Origin of the sequence: Microcoleus sp. Pol7_B2 (assembly GCF_036701035.1) — a bacterium.
Taxonomy (GTDB): Bacteria; Cyanobacteriota; Cyanobacteriia; order Cyanobacteriales; family Microcoleaceae; genus Microcoleus.
Map to the genome: position 1 here is coordinate 1 of NZ_JAUBQB010000102.1, position 17,887 is coordinate 17,887.

12 protein-coding genes and 2 pseudogenes are annotated in these 17,887 nt (G+C 45.9%); 3 read left to right on the forward strand and 11 right to left on the reverse strand.

Features of this window, described 5'->3' with window-relative positions:
- Positions 1–72: 72 nt before the first annotated feature.
- The 7 genes and pseudogenes from QUA57_RS25645 to QUA57_RS25670 all read right to left on the reverse strand — a co-directional run.
- Positions 73–685 (reverse strand): annotated as a pseudogene (locus tag QUA57_RS25645) (IS630 transposase-related protein); the annotation flags it as partial.
- A 260-nt stretch (positions 686–945) separates the two neighbouring features.
- Positions 946–2,024, reverse strand: a pseudogene (locus tag QUA57_RS25650) (IS630 family transposase).
- A 96-nt stretch (positions 2,025–2,120) separates the two neighbouring features.
- Positions 2,121–2,438: an IS1 family transposase gene (locus QUA57_RS28795; protein ID WP_445304508.1), complete on the reverse strand. Its 318-nt coding sequence runs from the start codon at positions 2,436–2,438 to the stop codon at positions 2,121–2,123.
- A complete protein-coding gene (locus QUA57_RS25655) occupies positions 2,375–2,653 on the reverse strand; it encodes an IS1/IS1595 family N-terminal zinc-binding domain-containing protein (protein ID WP_333064500.1) in 279 nt (92 codons plus the stop codon). The genes QUA57_RS28795 and QUA57_RS25655 overlap by 64 nt, the downstream gene beginning before the upstream one ends.
- A gap of 462 nt (positions 2,654–3,115) precedes the next feature.
- A complete protein-coding gene (locus QUA57_RS25660; RefSeq protein WP_333064502.1) occupies positions 3,116–4,321 on the reverse strand; it encodes a glycosyltransferase in 1,206 nt (401 codons plus the stop codon).
- Between the two features lie 590 nt (positions 4,322–4,911).
- Positions 4,912–6,543, reverse strand: a complete 1,632-nt coding sequence (locus QUA57_RS25665) for a polysaccharide biosynthesis protein (RefSeq protein WP_333064504.1) — start codon at positions 6,541–6,543, stop codon at positions 4,912–4,914.
- Positions 6,544–7,110: 567 nt separating this feature from the next.
- Positions 7,111–8,394 (reverse strand): PilT/PilU family type 4a pilus ATPase, encoded by a 1,284-nt coding sequence (locus tag QUA57_RS25670; protein WP_333064505.1) that lies wholly within the window; start codon positions 8,392–8,394, stop codon positions 7,111–7,113.
- 147 nt (positions 8,395–8,541) lie between these two features.
- Between QUA57_RS25670 and QUA57_RS25675 the strand changes: the two genes are divergently transcribed.
- Positions 8,542–9,711 (forward strand): DUF58 domain-containing protein, encoded by a 1,170-nt coding sequence (locus tag QUA57_RS25675; RefSeq protein WP_333064506.1) that lies wholly within the window; start codon positions 8,542–8,544, stop codon positions 9,709–9,711.
- 215 nt (positions 9,712–9,926) lie between these two features.
- Here QUA57_RS25675 and minE read toward each other — a convergent pair whose 3' ends face one another.
- From minE to minC, 3 genes are all read right to left on the reverse strand, one after another.
- Positions 9,927–10,298 (reverse strand): cell division topological specificity factor MinE, encoded by a 372-nt coding sequence (gene minE / locus QUA57_RS25680; RefSeq protein ID WP_333064507.1) that lies wholly within the window; start codon positions 10,296–10,298, stop codon positions 9,927–9,929.
- A gap of 216 nt (positions 10,299–10,514) precedes the next feature.
- The gene (gene minD / locus QUA57_RS25685) at positions 10,515–11,321 is read right to left on the reverse strand and encodes a septum site-determining protein MinD (RefSeq protein WP_333041590.1); all 807 of its coding nucleotides are present in this window, start codon (positions 11,319–11,321) and stop codon (positions 10,515–10,517) included.
- Positions 11,322–11,660: 339 nt separating this feature from the next.
- The gene (gene minC, locus QUA57_RS25690) at positions 11,661–12,464 is read right to left on the reverse strand and encodes a septum site-determining protein MinC (RefSeq protein WP_333064508.1); all 804 of its coding nucleotides are present in this window, start codon (positions 12,462–12,464) and stop codon (positions 11,661–11,663) included.
- Between the two features lie 426 nt (positions 12,465–12,890).
- Between minC and QUA57_RS25695 the strand changes: the two genes are divergently transcribed.
- Together QUA57_RS25695 and QUA57_RS25700 are read left to right on the forward strand one after the other, a co-directional pair.
- Positions 12,891–13,820, forward strand: coding sequence for an ADP-ribosylglycohydrolase family protein (locus tag QUA57_RS25695; protein WP_333064510.1), 930 nt, complete (start codon positions 12,891–12,893; stop codon positions 13,818–13,820).
- A gap of 247 nt (positions 13,821–14,067) precedes the next feature.
- The gene (locus QUA57_RS25700) at positions 14,068–15,798 is read left to right on the forward strand and encodes an NAD(P)H-quinone oxidoreductase subunit 4 (protein WP_333064511.1); all 1,731 of its coding nucleotides are present in this window, start codon (positions 14,068–14,070) and stop codon (positions 15,796–15,798) included.
- A gap of 67 nt (positions 15,799–15,865) precedes the next feature.
- Here QUA57_RS25700 and QUA57_RS25705 read toward each other — a convergent pair whose 3' ends face one another.
- Positions 15,866–17,509 (reverse strand): NB-ARC domain-containing protein, encoded by a 1,644-nt coding sequence (locus tag QUA57_RS25705; RefSeq protein ID WP_333064513.1) that lies wholly within the window; start codon positions 17,507–17,509, stop codon positions 15,866–15,868.
- Positions 17,510–17,887: the final 378 nt, after the last annotated feature.

Sequence of the window (17,887 nt, forward strand, 5' to 3'; positions counted from 1 at the left end):
TTTTTCTAATTAACTATTTTTATCGATTTTATCATGATCTTACCTCTGTCTCACATTTATTTGAAATGACTATAAATATAAAGATAACCACCCTTCAAAACCTTCTGCATTGAGGCTGCCCGTAAAAACCATTGGGGCAATTAAGTCCTTTTTTCCTTTTCTTCTTCCGGCCACTATATTTTCTCTTTCCCCCCCGTTTTTCTGACTTTTAACCCAGATTTTTTTGCCTTTTTTTGACCAGCCTAATGCACACTCTTGAAACTCTTCAAATCCTGACTTATCAATAAAAACCAGACTTTTACTTCCCGATAATTTAATTAATTCGCGGAGATATCTGTAGTATTTCATTCTTTCTTCTCGGTTTCTCTCCTGATAACAAAATTCTTTTTTTTGGAGTAATTTTCATTTCTTTAAGAGCATAAGATATGGCACTTGGTCTGACCCCAAACTTCTTGGTTCGGTCGATTAACCTGGCATCTGGATTTTATTTTACATCGTTTTCTAAGGCTTTCCAATCTAGCTTTCTCTTACGTCTTTTTACCTTGGTGGCTCTAAGGTCTGTCCGACCCAGCCACCGATATATCGTTGCCACAACTACCTGAAAAAGTCCGGTTGCTTGAGCGATACGACCGCCATTTTTTACATAATCCACTACTCTTTTTCTCAAATCAATACTGTAAGACATTTTCCTAGCGGGTTCACTATTTTTATTAATTTTACCTCATTTTTAAATAGTCTCATACTTATTTGAAATGACTATAATATTAATTCGGGCGCTCGAACTTGAATTCGGGCGCTCGAACTTGAATTCGGGCGCTCGAACTTGAATTCGGGCGCTCGAACTTGAATTCGGGCGACCGAACTTGGATTCGGGCGACCGAATTTTAATTTGCACGTGAGACCACTCCAGAGCCGCTCTGGGTGAGCACCTCGAACTCATCGAACTCAATTAATTGTCAACGGTCGGCGAGTCAAAGGCCACCAATGAAAACAAGTCAGTCCGCGAATCAAGTCTTGTTGACCGAGCAATTGCTGACAACGATAGACCAACAGCTCTTCTAACTCGTCAAGATTTTGGGGTGAGCAATTGGCTACGACTTCATTAGTAAGTGGCCACAATCGTTCTGCTGGCTGTAATTCGGGAGAATGTGATGGCAGCTCGAACAAATCAATGCCTTCAGGAATCACTAGCTCTTGAGACTGATGCCATCCAGCTTGGTCAACGACCAGCAGCACTCGTTTATCTGGAGCCCATTCAAATACTCTCGTGCAAAATCGGCCAACACCCGATTAAACAGTTGAGTGTTGACAAACGGCAGCCACCACTAATAAGTTTCTCCTGACTCGGGGTGGACAAAACTATAAACCCACAGCCACTTGTATTGATGTTTGACCTCGGCACGCTCGTTGTTCCCCAACCAGCGTCCAGACTCGGCGCAATACTGGTAGCAGTCCCAAGCGATGTTCGTCCATCGCCCAAACTTCAATCTCTGCTTGAGGATATTGAGCTTGTAAAAATCTCAACTCGAAATGAAGTTTTTTTTCCACTGTTGTTGTTGAGAGAGGTCAGTTTCCTGATGCTGCGGTCTGGGGACTTTCAAACGGTAGCCCATTTCCCGAAGATATTCCCATCCCCGATGGCGACTGATCTGCTCTCCTGTCCACTCACTTAACCAATCAGCGACTTTGCGACCATTCCATAAACCGCCATCGGGAGCAGGCCCAGATAGGACTTGCCACAGTTGCGCTCTTTGTAGGTCGTTGAGTTGAGGAGGTTGCCCACGATTGGACGAACGTCTATCGCTTAAGGCGCCAGCCCCCAATTGGTTGTAGCGTCGCAGCAGTTGGTAAATCCAAATCCGGCTGTAACCGGTAACTTGAGACACCGCTAGTGGGGTGTTGCCCGAGGCGAGTAACCAGATGATCTGGTAGTGGCTGCGTTCGACTAACCCTGAACTTGTCCGGTAGCGAGTGTAGAGTTCCTTGACACTTAAGTGCGGTTATAACTGGACTTTTTTTGGCATAGGGGGTTTGGCGTCCCTGTGAATCGGCTGCCCTTAATTATAACTAATTATCCGAACCTGATATAACTGGTTTTTCCGGTTTCTTTGCCAACCGCCTTACGGCCGCTTTCTTGGTAGCACCTGCTCATAAGCTTCCCAAAAATCGGTGTAGCAGATGGTACACTGGCGGTAAACTGCCAGTAAGGATTGCCAAAGCCCCTTGGCTGCTTGACGGGAACGACCACCGATAAATACCCCCACGAACTCACGGCTGTCTGCATCAATGGCTAACCAAATCCATTGTGTGTTATCTTTGGAACCAACGAATGACCATATCTCATCTAACTGAATCGTCAGCCTGCCTGGTTTTTTTAGTGATTTCCACCAAGATTGGGGGTCTGATAAAATTTCTGGTTGACGTACATTTGTAACCAGCGCTCAGATACACCCGTTACTCGTGCAATGGCTGCCAGAGAAAAGCGTTCGAGTAACAGTTTATCAATCAACTTACGAGTGGCTTCATCTATGGGCCCTCGGGTAGCATTTTCCACAAACTGCCGTCCACAAGCAAGACAGCGAAATCGAGGTTTACCGTAGTGGGTGTGTCCGTATTTGATGATTTGGGTTGATTGGCACTTAGGACAATTCATCGACTTGACTGAAATTTTTCAAGGTTGTGACCTCAAGTTTACCATTACTATGCACTACTACCCAAGATATTAATGTCTTTCGGGTGAAAGCACTCTGACCGATTCTCATGGAACTCTCGAAAAAAACGCAGAACGAGAACTTGGAGGCGATGGCACCGTAGCCAACAACTCCGGCTCTCAACTACCCCAACTGTTAAGCTAAACAGACTCGAACACTCAACAGTTGACAAAAACTGCCACCACCTAAGAACGGCTATCTAACTATCTCGCTAAACCGCAGCCGCTACGTTGCACGGTTAACTCTTCTGGCTGCTTTTGCTGTCAGTTGCAGCGAACTGTTATTTAGCGACGATGTGTAATGGTAGGATATCATGTCAATTACCGATTTATTCATCGTAGGGTGCGTCTGAAACGAGATTTTTGAGTTTGATCGAGAATCTGGCTGACGCACCCTACCTAATACTAAACATCGCGTTCTGTTCGTACCCATTTGGTTTGCCGCTTCAGGAGAAAACCAAGATACAAAGGTATTTTCCAAAGAATGTAAAAAGGTACAGATAACAGAGTTGAGCCAGAAATATCGGCACGCCCGAATTTTACCCAAGCGCTGACAATGGAAACTAAAATCAGCAATCCTTGTACTGCTAACAAGACGGCGGGAATTGGGGATGTTCCCAAAATTGCTGCTAGTAAAGAGGTGACAAAAGCAGCTAGCCAGATAGCGACTAAAAGCGATAGAGGAGGGACGGATAAGTCGAGGGCGATCGCCAATAAGTCAAAACGTTTTTGCTCGACTGAAGCTGCTGTCAGTCTGGGAGTTTGAGTTAACAATGTCTGTATGTGACCGTGTTCCCATCTCGTTCTTTGACTTTTAGCTGCTTGCTGCTGCTGTGGCAAACACCCGGTGACGTTTGCTTCGGGGCAGAATACTGTTGGATGTCCGGCGATCGCCAAATCCAAACTCATCTGCATATCTTCAACAATATTGCTGCTAGCTAGGGAAACCGATCGAATTATCGACCAGGGAAAAGCCATGCCAGTACCTGTTAGTAATGATGGGAATCCTAACTTTTTTAAGCCGCTGGGACGGACTAAGTTTTTAACTAAAAATGCTAAAGCAGAAATAGAATCTTTCGGAGTAGGATTTGGTGGCTGTTCCATGAGATAAGTTGCTTGCACGGGTCTTTGTTCAGCAACTGCAACCCTGGCTAATTTTTCTATAGAGTCTGGCTGACAGATGCAGTCTGCGTCAACCATTATTACTACTTCTGGGGGGTGTGATTCGATCGACTGCAAGCCGAAATCCAGTGCGTATCCTTTGCCCTTGCGTTCTGTGTCTTGTCGCTCGATCGCACTTGCACCGCAGTTACGGGCGATTTCTGCCGTGGCGTCCGTGCAGTTGTCAGCAATCACTAACAGGCGGTCTTGAGGTGTTAGCTGTGGCAAGATGGTGGAGATTGTCGCGGCAATTCCTGCTGCTTCGTTGTAAGCGGGAATTAAAACTGCTACTTTGGGGCGGGGCGCTTTAGTTTCCGCTGTCTCGCCCTGGCCGGACAAGAAAGCTGCACTGCATTCTAGAAATAGAACTGCAACGGGAATTAGAAGGATCAGGGCGATCGCCAATAGCACAACATCAATCAATAGGAACAGTAGCTGATTAATTTCCACAATTCTAGTACCTTAATTTAATTTTATTTCTTGCGTTCATTGAGTTTATTTAATCTTATTGCACCTTTGTTAACTTACTGCGCCACGCTATCTAAAGTATCATTATATCATGCGCGCAAAAAATCACCATTCTTACATTTGTTGTGATGACTTCAGTCCTCCTCAAACTACTAGGACTAGCGTCAAATTACTAGGACTAGCGTCTTCACTACAAATTAATTGGATGGCGGTTGTGCAGTCGCAAATATTATCATATCATGTCAATTCTGACAAGGTTAAGTCACTAAATTTAATTAAATCTCAAACAAGCCCAGACTTGATAAACCCGGTTTCTAAAAGAAACCAGGTTTCTGGCTATTCTATTTTTTATCAACTAAACACTTAATCGATGTTTAACATCAACTCCGGTCGCATCGGAATAATAAAATCGAGTCAACAGTTAACAGTCAATCATTCAGTTTTTCGACCCGCCCGTCAACAGTCAACAGTCAAGAATCATTTCGCTGGTGCAACCGGAATTGATATAACTCATTCATCTCCTGTGCGTGGGCACTCAGGAAGCCATCTCCCAACCCAAAACTATGTTCAAGCTACGCTGCATCGGGGATAGCAACAGGTTCAGATTTTTTGGTGGTGAACTGTGCGGGGGGTGCAAATTCTCTGATATATCTCGACACCGATCGCAAATATCCCACTTCTGCTTGAATCAAATCCAGCGTAGAAAGACTCTGAACTAAGTCATCAAACTCATCTGCTGTAACTCCAGCACTGTGCAAGACTTCTTGGTTAAGTCGGCCGCAGATTCCTTGCAGAAGGAGTTCGATAATCTCGCTATAGTCAGCGATTTGGGTTCCGTAACCTTGCAATTTCTTCCGATTGATTCCCCACTGCAAAATCTTCAACAAGTCTTCAGGGGCACTCCACGCAAAAGAGGAAGCAATCACTTCTTTTTCCGCTGCGACAAGAGCGTGCTTGATTTGCACTTCGGGGAAATCTGGATCGATGATTAGGCTTTCGAGCTTCGACACTTGTTTATCTAACACGCGCAAAGAAAAAGGAGCTAATTCTACAATCACCATGTCGCCAGCATCGTTAACACTTCTAAAAGGATCTTCCAAAACATTAATTAGGAGGTGAATGTCTGTAGGTTTTTTCCAGTCAAACTGTCCTAGGAAAAACGGTTCTTCGTATCCCGGCAAAAGTCCTTGAAAATAAATCGGCAGATTTTTGCCAGATTCAAGAATTTTATAAAGAGCTACTTCCAAGGTTTCTGTTGGCCACCCGAGATTACTCACGGCGACAAATTTCAGTTTTCCGGGAACGGACACAATCAGAGAATTCAGCAATAAATGTACGGCTTCAAAAAGATTTTGAGCAGTTACGTAGCGGTGGGGAGCGTGAACGTTGACAGTTTTACCTTGCTCTACTTTTTTGGACATTTGCTCGCAGAACAAGCTATTTTCCAACATATGAGTAAAGCGAACCATCCCGTAAGTGACATTTCCTTCTTGAGCTGCTTTGGCAAATTGCCATTCGGCAAACTTCTTCGAGGCGGCGTAAACTTCGGTGGTAAAATATCGAGATGTTTTGCCTGTAGAAGAGAATACGCAGTGTTCTACGCCGTATTCTTCGCAGAGTTGAATGACGTGTTTACATCCTAACAGGCTGGTTGTAACTGTTTCTCGGATTTTGATTTCAGCTAGTCCGGGTTGACGTTGGGCCGCTAGGTGAAAAACAATTGCTGGTTTTTCTACCTCAAATATGTGTTTGAGCGCGTCGAGGTTGCGAATGTCAACGGCATAGAAAGTTACAGCACCTTCTTGGGTAAAAAGCGGCAGCTTTTCTTCGGGGTTTTGACATCGGGCGTTGTCTGCGGAAATGATGTTTGTTGCGCCTAGTTCGAGGAGTTTTTCAATTAAGAAACGACCGACACATCCTTCTCCGCCAGTGATGAGGATGGTTTTTCCTTTGATTTTGCGACTGACTGCGGATGCGTAGAGGTGAATAGTGCGATCGCGCACGTCGCTAAAAGGTTCGCTTTCTAATTGTCCGTCGGCTTGATAGCCTGCGATTAGCTGTGCGGTGAGAGTTTGTAAAGACGCGAGGATTTCAGGATCTTGGGGCTCCGGCGAACCGGGCGGAACTAGCTGCTGGATGCGCTCAATTATTTCCGCTTTGCTGGCACCTTCAAAAACTTCTCTTTGGTTAAATGCACTCTTCACTTTTTTTGCTCCTTTAAATTCTAGAAATACCGTTACTGATAAGCGACTTGTTAAACAAATTTTCGAGGGACAGAATCTTTAAAAGTCTGCTTGGTTTTAGGATTTTTTAGACTGAAAGCTACTTAATCGGAAAGACACGCGATCTGCTATGCTTGTAGTTTTATTAAGCGCTTTTTTAACCTGCTTACTTCTGCCATCGGCAAATATCGGCAAAGTCGGAATGTGCTCTCTCCAAAATTTGTCAATACCACTATATACTTAAATTGCTGAGTGTTGGCAATACTCCGAACATATCTTTACTGTTTCTTTGCAATAACCTACGAGTTTTCACGCAATTTTAAAGTTTATGTAAAGTAGGGTCTAGGTTTAAAAAACTTAACAATACACTCGACCTTGATTATAGCATTTTACTTTTTAAGTAAAATGTATTTTTGGTTACTAAATATAGTTTAATTTTAAGTAAAAATACGCAGCACAAAAGCCCACATCAAATATTTGCGTCTGCTGAAAAGATTGCTACTTGATGGGTGGGGTAGTGCTGTGGCTACCCCTGTATGTGTGTTGCTACTAGGCGCGAACGATGCGTTCTTTTTTGCTGCCTTCAAAGCCACGAGCATCCCCAACATCGTAGCCTCCTGTCCGCAAGCGGCGGTCTAAATCGCTAGCTTCGGGAGAAGTTTTTGCTGCTTCTTCGATCGTCACTCTGCCTTCAAGCACCAGTTTGTAAAGACCCTGGTTGATAATCTGCATTCCTTCGTAAGTATCATGTTCCATTAATCGGAAAGCTTCATCATCAGCACCTTTCATCAAGTAATCGTGCATGGCAGGTGTATTCACCAAAATATCGTGAACTGCTACCCGACGGTTGTCAACTGTTGGCAGCAAAAGTTGGGCAATTACCGCTACTAAAGAATCGCAAATTTGAATCCGCATCGCCTGTTGTTCTTCTGGTGGGTAGAGGTTCAACAACCGATTAATAGCGTTAATGGCGCTGCGAGTGTGGAGAGTTCCCAATACTAAGTGACCAGTTTGAGCTGCTTGCAACGCTGTATTGATTGTAACGCGATCGCGCATTTCCCCGATCAGAATCACATCGGGGTCTTCCCGCAAAACAGCCCGCAAAGCCTGTTGAAACTCGTGGGTATGCAAGCCGACTTCCCGCTGGCTAACCAAGCATTTTTTAGAAGGGTGAATGAATTCGATCGGGTCTTCAATGGTAACTACGTGCTTTTGCTCCATCTGATTGAGATGGTCGATCATCGCAGCTACGGTTGTCGATTTCCCCGAACCGGTAGGCCCCGTAACTAATATTAATCCCTGCGATCGCAAAATGATACTTTTGAAAACTTCTGGCAACCTCAAGGAATCGATAGTAGGTATTTCCAAACTGATCAACCGCAATACTATGGCACCGCCACTGAGGGACTCAAAACAGTTTAGCCGACACCGCACGAAGCCAGGGTAAAAAATTGCTGAATCTAATTCCTTGGTAGTTGCAAACTGTTTTCGCTGTTCGGGGGTGAGAATTTCGGCTAGGTACTGTTCAAAAATTTCTGGCGTTACTTTGGGGTGGGTGGTTGCTACTTGCATCACGCCACGAATCCGAAATCGAGGTACTTGGCCTACTCGAATGTGAATGTCAGAAGCCGAGGCACTATGGGCATCTCGGACCATTTGTTCGATCGTACTGACGGGTGTCTCAACAGAAGACCGCTGCTGGGCCGGAGGGGGCGCACTCGGCGCGGGTGCAGGAGGCGGCGCGGGAGTTGCAGCCAAAGGCGGGGGCGGGGGCGGTGTTCGGCGGGCTTGAGCCTCTGGTCGAAGGGGTGTAGGATTGTTTAATGGGTTCATTTTTTTGTCTCCAGTCAATGTAGATTTATTGCGAAAAAATGCCCGATTTCTAATCTTATCGCTCGCAGCTAATTCGGTGTTAAATGCTGAGAATATTTTACAATTAGGCTTGATGGGGCGATCGAGTAATTAACAATTTAAACTCCTATGAACATCGGTCACAAAATCGCCGACTGGCTCGAAAATCGCGCTGTTACCCCCGCCTACGCGGGTTGGCTGCTGTCGGGGATGACGGTTTTCTTTTTTGGGTCGGCGACTAATACAATGTCTGGGTGGCTGTACGTGCTCAGCGGTGGGGGTTTGGCGCTGTTGGGAGTAGCGGCCGTTTTGCCGGGAAAATCGCTCCGTTCCTTGGAAGTCCGTCGCCGCCCGATCGAACCGGTAAGTGCGGGCGATCGAATCACCGTCGAACTAGAAATCGAAAATAGCGCCCGCCAACCTAAGACTCTGTTGCAAGTGCTAGACATCTTGCCGTTTGTATTGGGAGAACCCGTCGTCCGCCCGATCGAAGTCATAGAGCCTAACAGTATATACAGGGATACATACTATTTAGAAGTGCGGCAGCGCGGGGTCTATCGGTGGCAAGAGGTAAACTTGAGGACGGCGGCACCTTTAGGGTTGTTTTGGTGCCGGCGCAGCCGCCCAGTCAAAGCGGTGGCGGTTGTGTATCCACAAGTTTTGCCGTTGAGCACTTGTCCTTTGATAGATCGCATCGGCCAAGAAGACAGCCCGCAATTTTACAATCGCAGTCGATCGCAAACTGCTACCGAAGGCCTCACCCGCAATCTCAGACCTTACCGCCACGGAGACCCCACCCGCCTAATTCACTGGCGCACCAGCGCCCGCTACGGAGAACTGCGGGTGAGAGAGTTAGAAGTTGCCGCCGGCGGTCAAGAAATTATTATTGCTCTCGACAGCGCTGCGGCGTGGAAGCCAGAAGAATTTGAACGAGCCGTGACAGTAGCTGCGTCTCTTTACTTCTATGCTAGCAAGCGCCTGTTAAACGTCAAACTTTGGACTGCCGGGACTGGACTCGTATCGGGGAACCGGGTAGTTTTGGAAACTTTAGCGGCGGTTAATGCTGGAGAAGATGCGGTTGAGAATCGGCCGAAACTGCCGATAATTTGGCTGACTCAAAACTCTGCAACTTTAAGCACTCTTTCCCTAGGCAGCCGCTGGGTACTCTGGCCGTTGGCAACTGCTGAAACAGGCGAAAAAATGTTAGTCAAACATGAGTTACCCGGTTTAGAAATTCGCTCCGGCCGACCCTTAGAACTTCAGTTACAAGATCCTCTGGAAAGAGCGATTAGTTATTAAAACAGTCCCCGCAAGCTTTTCTGGAAAGAGCGATTAGTTATAAAAATTAACTTCATGAGTTTTTAGGTATCAGAAACTTTTTCTCTTTTAGATCGCATATTTTGGGCGGCTTAAGAGTGCCCACCACAATATTTTAATTCTAGAGAGATAGTTTAATTTAAATGGCGATCGGCTCGAATCGAACTCTTTGCCTGACAAAAAAATCTCAATCCCTATCACTCTATAGTGTCGGGGAGAATTTCGACTACATACTCCGGTACATATTCGGGTCGATTTTCGGATCGATTCGGGGGCACATTCTGGGACACCTTCTCCGCTGGATGTTCGTGCCTGACTCGCCGGATCGGGAGATTTGCAATTAGTGCTGTGGCCCGCTGGTCGCTCTCCAGCGAGAACTCAGACCCGGTGGTATCAATTTCCACGTAGCGAGATACCACCTCTAGAATTTCTCGGCGCATCGACTCAACCATTTCTGGGCTGAGTTCTGAGCGGTCGTGGGCTAGAACCAGTTTGAGGCGCCGTTTTACCTCGTCGCGGCTGTTGTCAGGGGTGCGCGGGAAAAGTCGTTCGAGAAGTGTATATATCATGGGTACGGCTGGTTTGTCAAGGGTTAGGCATAGAAAAGGTCATACCATTTTCGATTTTCGATTTTCGATTTTCGATTGGGAAACCACTGATTCCCGTCTGGTTTGGAGCGGGCCTACAGTTTCATTGTTTTTGGGAACTGGTGTCACTGGGAGAAAATTTGGGGTAGTTTTTGTGATGCGGTCGCTGCTTTTAAAGATCGATAGCCAATGAGCACATCACATAATTTTAGTATTTAAGAACTTGCGGAGGCGAGTAAAGAAGTTTTCCCGACGGGGATTGAGATCTAGAAAATCAACTTTTTCGCCTTCTAAGCGGCGGGCAATATTGTCGAAGGCAGTTCCAGCTAAAGAGGCCGTTTCCGACAATACTAATGGTTCGCCTCGGTTGGTGGAAACGATGACGCGCTCGTCGTCGGGAACGACGCCTAACAGCGAAATGGCGAGGATTTCCCGCACGTCTTGCACCGACATCATATCATTTGCCAGCACCATTGCGGGTCTGATCCGGTTGACGATTAGGTTGATTTTCTTGACGTTGTTGGCTTCCAGCAGACCGATGACTCGATCGGCATCGCGGACAGCAGCGATTTCGGGAGTGGTGACAATTATCCCTTCTTGAGCCGGCGCGATCGCATTTTGAAAACCTTGTTCAATTCCAGCAGGAGAGTCGATCAAAATATAGTCATATTTTGGTCCCAACATCCCCACAAGCTGCTTCATTTGCTCGGCGCTGATGGCATCTTTCATCCGAGTTTGGGCAGCCGGCAACAGCACCAAGCGCGGCTGGCGCTTATCTTTCACCAAAGCTTGCTCTAACCGGCACTCTCCTGCGAGAACTTCTAATGCCGTGTAAACAATCCGATTTTCTAAGCCCAGCAGCAAGTCTAAATTTCTGAGACCGAAATCGGCATCAATTACGGCAACGTTGCGCCCCCGCTTAGCTAAAGCCATGCCGAGATTGGCTGTGGAGGTGGTTTTTCCTACCCCGCCTTTCCCTGATGTAACAACAATAATGCGAGCCATAAGCGATTTTAGATTTATTGGGAATTGGTGATTGGGAATTAGTAATTAGTAATGGGTAATTGGTAATTAGTAATTGGTAATTGGTTTTCTTGTTGATTGATAATTAGCAATTATTCTTGGGTAATTGGGCAGCAATCTGTTATTCAGTGAATTAACTCAAAACTATCCTTGTAACACTAATCCTCTATTAATTGGCACTTAAATTTTAAATCCTCCTTTAGTGACTGATTTAGCCAAGGCAAAAATTATCCAGTGCAGATTTAAAGATAAATAGTATTACCAATTACTCATTACTCATTCATAATTACCAATTACCAATTACCAATTACCAATTATCGATTACTCATTACCCCCGACTAACTGCGATTTGTCAAAATCAGAGGCTCTACCGATCCGAATCCCTTGCGGCGTCACATAGGCGACTTCCGGGAAAAACTGAGCGGGTGAGGTTTCTGGGCCTCTGGCAACATACTTAGCAATCCTAATCACCATCGGTTCCATCTGCAAGGTCATAATCACGCTTTTGGTGTTGCCACCGGCACCGGCGTGCACGACTCCCCGCAAACGGCCCCAAACTAGGATATCGCCTCCGGCGATGACTGAGCCGCCTGGATTTACGTCTCCCAAAAGTACGACGGTGCCCGGATGGCGAATTTCTACGCCCGATCGCACTGTCATCTGCAAATATAAAGGTTCCGCCAGCGATTGCGGTTTTTCAGCGGCGGCTTTATTCAGGGAAGAAACCGGAGGCTGCTGTTCTACACAATAGCCTGCCGTTGCTGCTGCTACGGCGGTTTGGCGGCGAGTGGTGTGGACTCGTTTGAGTTGCAGTTCTACTTCGGAGAGGGCATCGGCGATTTCTTGCAGTTGGCGGATATCTAAAAGTCGATCGCTCCCCATCAATTGTACTTCTGCGTTTGGCGGCCAAAAGCGTTCTCCTGCATTCAGCCTGACTTTTAGCTGCTGCCAAAGTTCAGTCCAAGTCGAGGCGGAGGCTGTTGCGGGTTCGTTATTGGTTTCGGGGGGGAGTAGCAACAGTAGCTGTCCATCTTCGGTTTTGAGTCGGACTTGCAGCTCCAAGCTGACTTCGGGTGTTGATTGAGGGGCGGCAGCAGCGGCTGCGGCGGAGGCATCGGGTGTCATGGGACAGTTTGATATCGGGTAGGGACAGGTTAACATCAATATTAGCCTGACTCGTCTTTTGCCTCAGCATTTGGGAGGAAAAGTCTTGTTTTTTTATTTTTAACGACAGCTAGGGCAATTCTCTTTCGTTTGTCAACAAGATTTTGTTTTAATGAACCGCAGAGAGCGCAGAGGGGACAGAGAAAGAGAATTAAGAGTTCCGAAGAGAGAATGAGAGAAGTTCACAAATTTGGTATCGATTGTGAACGAGATTTTGTTTTAATGAACCGCAGAAGGCGCTGTTGACACAGAGAAAGAAAATTAAGAGAAGAGATAAAGAAAGAACTTGACAAGTTGGGGATCGATTGTTACACACGCAGATAAGATGCAGATAGAAATAATTTTGAATTCTCTAGCGCTTACTAATTATTAATTGTCAATTACGTTATGCAGCAAATAGAACATTATCGCGGCAGTCTTCTCGGCTTAGCAGTTGGCGATGCTCTCGGAACAACTTTAGAGTTTTGTCGCCCTGGAACGTTTGCGCCTATTAACGATATGGTTGGCGGCGGCCCGTTTCGACTGCAACCGGGCGAGTGGACGGACGATACTTCGATGGCACTTTGTTTGGCTGAAAGTTTGATTGAGAAAGAAGGTTTCGATCCAGTCCATCAGTTAGAAACATATTTGCGGTGGAAGCGAGAGGGACATTTGAGCAGCACTGGTGAATGTTTTGATATTGGCAATACAGTTCAACAAGCACTTTGGAAGTTTGAAGATACAAGAAAACCTTACGGCGGTTCTACCGATGCTGGGACTGCTGGCAATGGTTCGATTATGCGCTTGGCTCCCGTGCCTTTGTTTTATGCTACAAATCCTTTGGAAGTCATAGAAAAATCAGGAGAAAGTTCGAGAACTACTCACGCTGCTGCTACTTGTGTGGATGCTTGCCGTTATTTTGGTGCTTTAATTGCGGGGGCTGTGAATGGAGTTGCTAAAGATGTGTTGCTTTCGGAAAGATATTGTCCGATTTCGGGATATTGGGCAGAAAATCCCCTGGTAGCAGAGATTGATGAGATTGCGGCGGGTTCTTTTAAACGGCGACAAGCTCCTGAAATCAAAGGTACTGGTTATGTTGTCAAGTCTTTAGAGGCGGCGCTTTGGGCGTTTTACAACAGTTCTTCTTTTGCTGAAGGCTGTTTGTTGGCTGTGAATTTGGGCGACGACGCGGATACCACTGGTGCGGTTTACGGACAGTTGGCGGGGGCTTTTTACGGAGAATCTGGTATACCGGAAAAATGGATCTCGCAATTGGCGTATCTCCCTTTAATTGAAGCTTTTGCCGAACAACTCTGGACTTTATCTCGATCGAGTTGAATATTTACCACAGTTTGCCACTGCATGACAACAGAGTAATCGGTCATCGGTAATTGTCAACCGCTAAAGTGCCACTAATGATTACTGACTAATAACTGCAAAACTTCTTGACTTTTGCAGCAAATTGTGTGTAGCTGATGTACTCCCCATCTTTCTAAAAAAAAGATTAATTTACAAATCTTAATTTTTGATTAAATTTAGTATTATAATCTTGGTAACTTCCAACTAAGTATTTTTTCTCACTATCATGATAGCGGATCAATTTCCTTGGCTGACCGCAATTGTCATCCTACCCCTCCTAGCTTCCCTCGCCATCCCTTTTCTGCCCGATACAGACGGCAAAACAGTGCGCTGGTATGCCCTAGGCGTAGGCATTGCAGATTTTGTATTAATGTGCTGGGTGTTTTGGACTCATTACGATCCAAGCATCTCTAGTTTCCAAATCGTAGAACAATATTCCTGGATACCTTCTTTAGGTCTCAACTGGTCTGTTTCCGTTGACGGACTGTCAGTTCCGCTGGTACTGTTGGCGGGATTGGTGACGACTCTATCTATTTTTGCTGCCTGGGAAGTCGATCGCAAGCCACGACTCTTCTACTTCCTGATGCTGGTGATGTACTCCGCACAAATAGGAGTGTTCGTCGCCCAAGACATCATGCTACTGTTCATTGTCTGGGAACTAGAACTAATTCCGGTGTACCTCCTCATCTCGATTTGGGGCGGACAAAACCGCCGCTACGCAGCTACCAAATTCTTGATTTACACCGCAGGCGCTTCCATCTTTATTTTGATAGCTGCCTTAGCAATGGCATTCTACGGCGGAGGCACCCCCACCTTCGACATGGTAGAACTAGGCTTGAAGGATTACCCACTCGGTTTAGAATTACTGCTTTATGCGGGATTGCTGATTGCCTTCGGTGTGAAACTGGCGATTTTCCCCTTCCACACTTGGCTACCTGATGCCCACGGTGAAGCATCTTCTCCCGTGTCGATGATTCTGGCCGGCGTATTGCTGAAAATGGGCGGATACGGACTGATTCGCCTGAATTTGGAACTTCTTCCCCAAGCACACGTTTACTTTGCACCGATTATGGCGGTGCTCGGCGTGGTCAACATTATCTACGGCGCGCTGAATTCCTTCGGCCAATCGAACATGAAGCGCCGCCTAGCGAATTCGTCGATTTCTCACATGGGATTCGTGTTGTTGGGTATTGCTTCCTTCACGGATTTGGGAATCAACGGGGCGCTGTTGCAAATGATTTCCCACGGTTTAATCGCCTCAGTATTGTTTTTCCTGGCTGGCGTTACTTACGATCGCACCCATACAATGATCATGGACGAGATGGGCGAGATTGGGAAAGTCATGCCGAAAGTGTTTGCCTTGTTTACCGCAGGCGCGATGGCATCTTTGGCACTCCCCGGAATGAGCGGTTTTGCTAGCGAATTGTCAGTGTTTGTGGGCGTCGCAACTAGCGATATGTACAGCGGTTCTTTCCGCGCGGTGACAGTGTTCCTGGCTGCTGTGGGACTGATTTTGACGCCGATTTATTTGCTCTCGATGCTGCGACAGTTATTTTACAACTGTGGGACACTAGCGGCTTGCGACATTGAAGATCTAAATTTGCAGAATCAGAGAAACAATCTGGATGAAGCGGTTTGTTTCGGTAATAGTTGCGTTTTGCCTGGTGATGCACCGTTTATTGATGCTAAACCTCGGGAAGTGGCAATCGCATTTTGCTTTTTGATACCGATTGTCGGCATTGGTTTTTATCCCAACATGGCGATGCAAGTCTACGATGCGAAGACTGTGGCGGTGAACGCAGAAGTCCGCCAATCTTACATCCAAATCGCTCAAGACAATCCTGAGATTTATGCGAAGGGATTTTTGCTTCCCAAAATTGCCCAAGCTCCAAAAGTGCCGACTTTGGGCAAAATTACCGGGTCTGAATCTGCATCGGTTTTTGGCATTGTCAAATAATTTTATCGAATTCTGTTTGTGTTGAAAATTGGGCGATCGCTTTTGTCAAAGGGCGATCGCTTTTTTCTTATCGCTGAATTTCTGAAATAATTTGCGCCAGATTCTCCCTAGCATATCCCACCTCAAGAATGGATTTATCCTCCAGCTCAGAGGCAACTTTATTCAAGATATTTAGCGGTTCTTCAGAGCCTGTCGTCTTCACAAACAACACTTGCAACCGAGTTTTTACTAATGCTAAAATAGAGCGACTTCCCTCGCCTTTATCCCCTTTCCGTTTAGCAATATTGATGCTCAATTTGTGAGTTTTCAACAGCCCCCTTCTTTCTATTCCTTGCGTCTTAACCGTCTCCAAAACCTCCGCTCGAATCTGATCGACTAATCGGTCGGTCACATATTGCACGATCAAAGGCTGAAGAATAAAAACAGTTTCCCCGCCCTCACTAATTTTGTCAATCAGCGAGCGACGACCCAGAGAATCGAGATTTTTCAGCAAATCTGAAAACGATGAATTGACCAACATCTGCTCTCGTAAAGTCGCCAGGGAAATCGGGCTTTGAGCAATAGCAATCCAGTAGGCAATCTCTTGTTCTGAACTCGACATTCTATCGAACTGCTGCGCCAGCAAATTGCTGATATGTTCTTCAATAAATAACGCCGTTGCTTCCAAAAGCTTTAAAACATTTCCCTCGAAAAACTCGTTAATTGTTGTCGCTACAATCTTTAATGCTAACAGATTGCCTCCGTACCGGGATAACAAGATTTTCAACTCTTGATCTTGAGCCGACAAACCTTTTTCTTGAAAAATTTCCCGCGCTATTTCCGAGGAAATAGCAGGTTTTAAAGACCGCACTTTTTCTCCCGCCAGCAAAGCCAGTTCCGTAGGCTCTTCCGAACTAACTAGCAGTAAACAGCTATTATGATTGACCTCACAGAGCCGCACAATTAAATCTCGATATCCTTCGTAGCCTTCGCGGTAGTGTCCCGCTAATTCTTCGGGTCGGAGAACCGCTTCAAAATCGTCTAAAATTACCAGACAGCGGTGTTTTCGCAAATACTCGACCAAACGCGAAATTTTGCTGTTGAGGTCGATCCTCTTCGAGGGTTCCGCTAACGGCACATCGGGTTTTTGTTGGTTAGAAAAAAGTTGAATTAAGCTCCCTAGGAAGTCGGATGGTGCGGGTGTCGATCGCAGCGATCGCCAAATCACAAAATCAAACTCATTCTGTACCTGTTTTGCCAACTGCACCGACAGAGTTGTTTTGCCGCTACCAGCCAAACCAAGCAGCGCTATTAGGCGACAATTATCTGATACAATCCACTGCTTTAAAGTAGTTAATTCTTCAGTCCGTCCGTAAAAAACCGAAACATCCGGTGCTTGACCCCAATCTTCCTGTCGGTGTCCAATCGCCATCTTCAATAGAGAGCCTTTACCTCCACTAAAATCGCTCGTTCCCTGATCGATGTGGTATGAAAACAGCAACTGATGCCTCAATTCCGAAAGCTTTCCAGGGCCGTTCCCCCCGATCTGAAACTTTTTGTAAACTTCGCCAAGTCTTTTGCGAACGGCGATGTCGCTAATGCCAAGCTTTGTGGCGATCGTCGCTGTAGATTGACCGTCGAGAGCCATAAACACAGTTTCTAACTCGGCATCTGTGACACCGCGCTGTTTGGCGATCGTTTGCACAAAGTTTTGAGGAATCGGAGTAGTCAAGGTAGGAATCTCGTCTATACTAAAAATCTATCTTCTATTATATTGTGTGAGTTCTCGCGGGCGAGCAATTGAATCGAATCTACCAAAGTTCAGCTTGCTTTTTGTTGTTTGGGCAGTTTTAGATATTTATACCCAATTATCTATTGTGATATCAGTTTAAAAAAATGCAACTCTAGGCCCATACTCCAAACCAATACACAATCAGTCATTCCCAATTCTTTAATTCTTTAATCTAAGATGGTATGAGAAACGGGGAGTTAATCTGCATTAATTGTTGCTATTTCCTACCCGTAAAACCTATTGTAGGGCTTGCTGAATAATCGAGTGCATATTGCGTCGCGAAAGGTTTCGAGCGCGTGATCGAGAATAAAGTGCAAG

What these genes read in the sequence shown, in the direction of transcription:
- QUA57_RS25655 (WP_333064500.1), bottom strand. Translation starts at nt 2,653, where the DNA reads ATGAATTGTCCTAAGTGCCAATCAACCCAAATCATCAAATACGGACAC.
- QUA57_RS25670 (WP_333064505.1), bottom strand. Translation starts at nt 8,394, where the DNA reads ATGAACCCATTAAACAATCCTACACCCCTTCGACCAGAGGCTCAAGCC.
- QUA57_RS25675 (WP_333064506.1), top strand. Translation starts at nt 8,542, where the DNA reads ATGAACATCGGTCACAAAATCGCCGACTGGCTCGAAAATCGCGCTGTT.
- minE (WP_333064507.1), bottom strand. Translation starts at nt 10,298, where the DNA reads ATGATATATACACTTCTCGAACGACTTTTCCCGCGCACCCCTGACAAC.
- minD (WP_333041590.1), bottom strand. Translation starts at nt 11,321, where the DNA reads ATGGCTCGCATTATTGTTGTTACATCAGGGAAAGGCGGGGTAGGAAAA.
- minC (WP_333064508.1), bottom strand. Translation starts at nt 12,464, where the DNA reads ATGACACCCGATGCCTCCGCCGCAGCCGCTGCTGCCGCCCCTCAATCA.
- QUA57_RS25695 (WP_333064510.1), top strand. Translation starts at nt 12,891, where the DNA reads ATGCAGCAAATAGAACATTATCGCGGCAGTCTTCTCGGCTTAGCAGTT.
- QUA57_RS25700 (WP_333064511.1), top strand. Translation starts at nt 14,068, where the DNA reads ATGATAGCGGATCAATTTCCTTGGCTGACCGCAATTGTCATCCTACCC.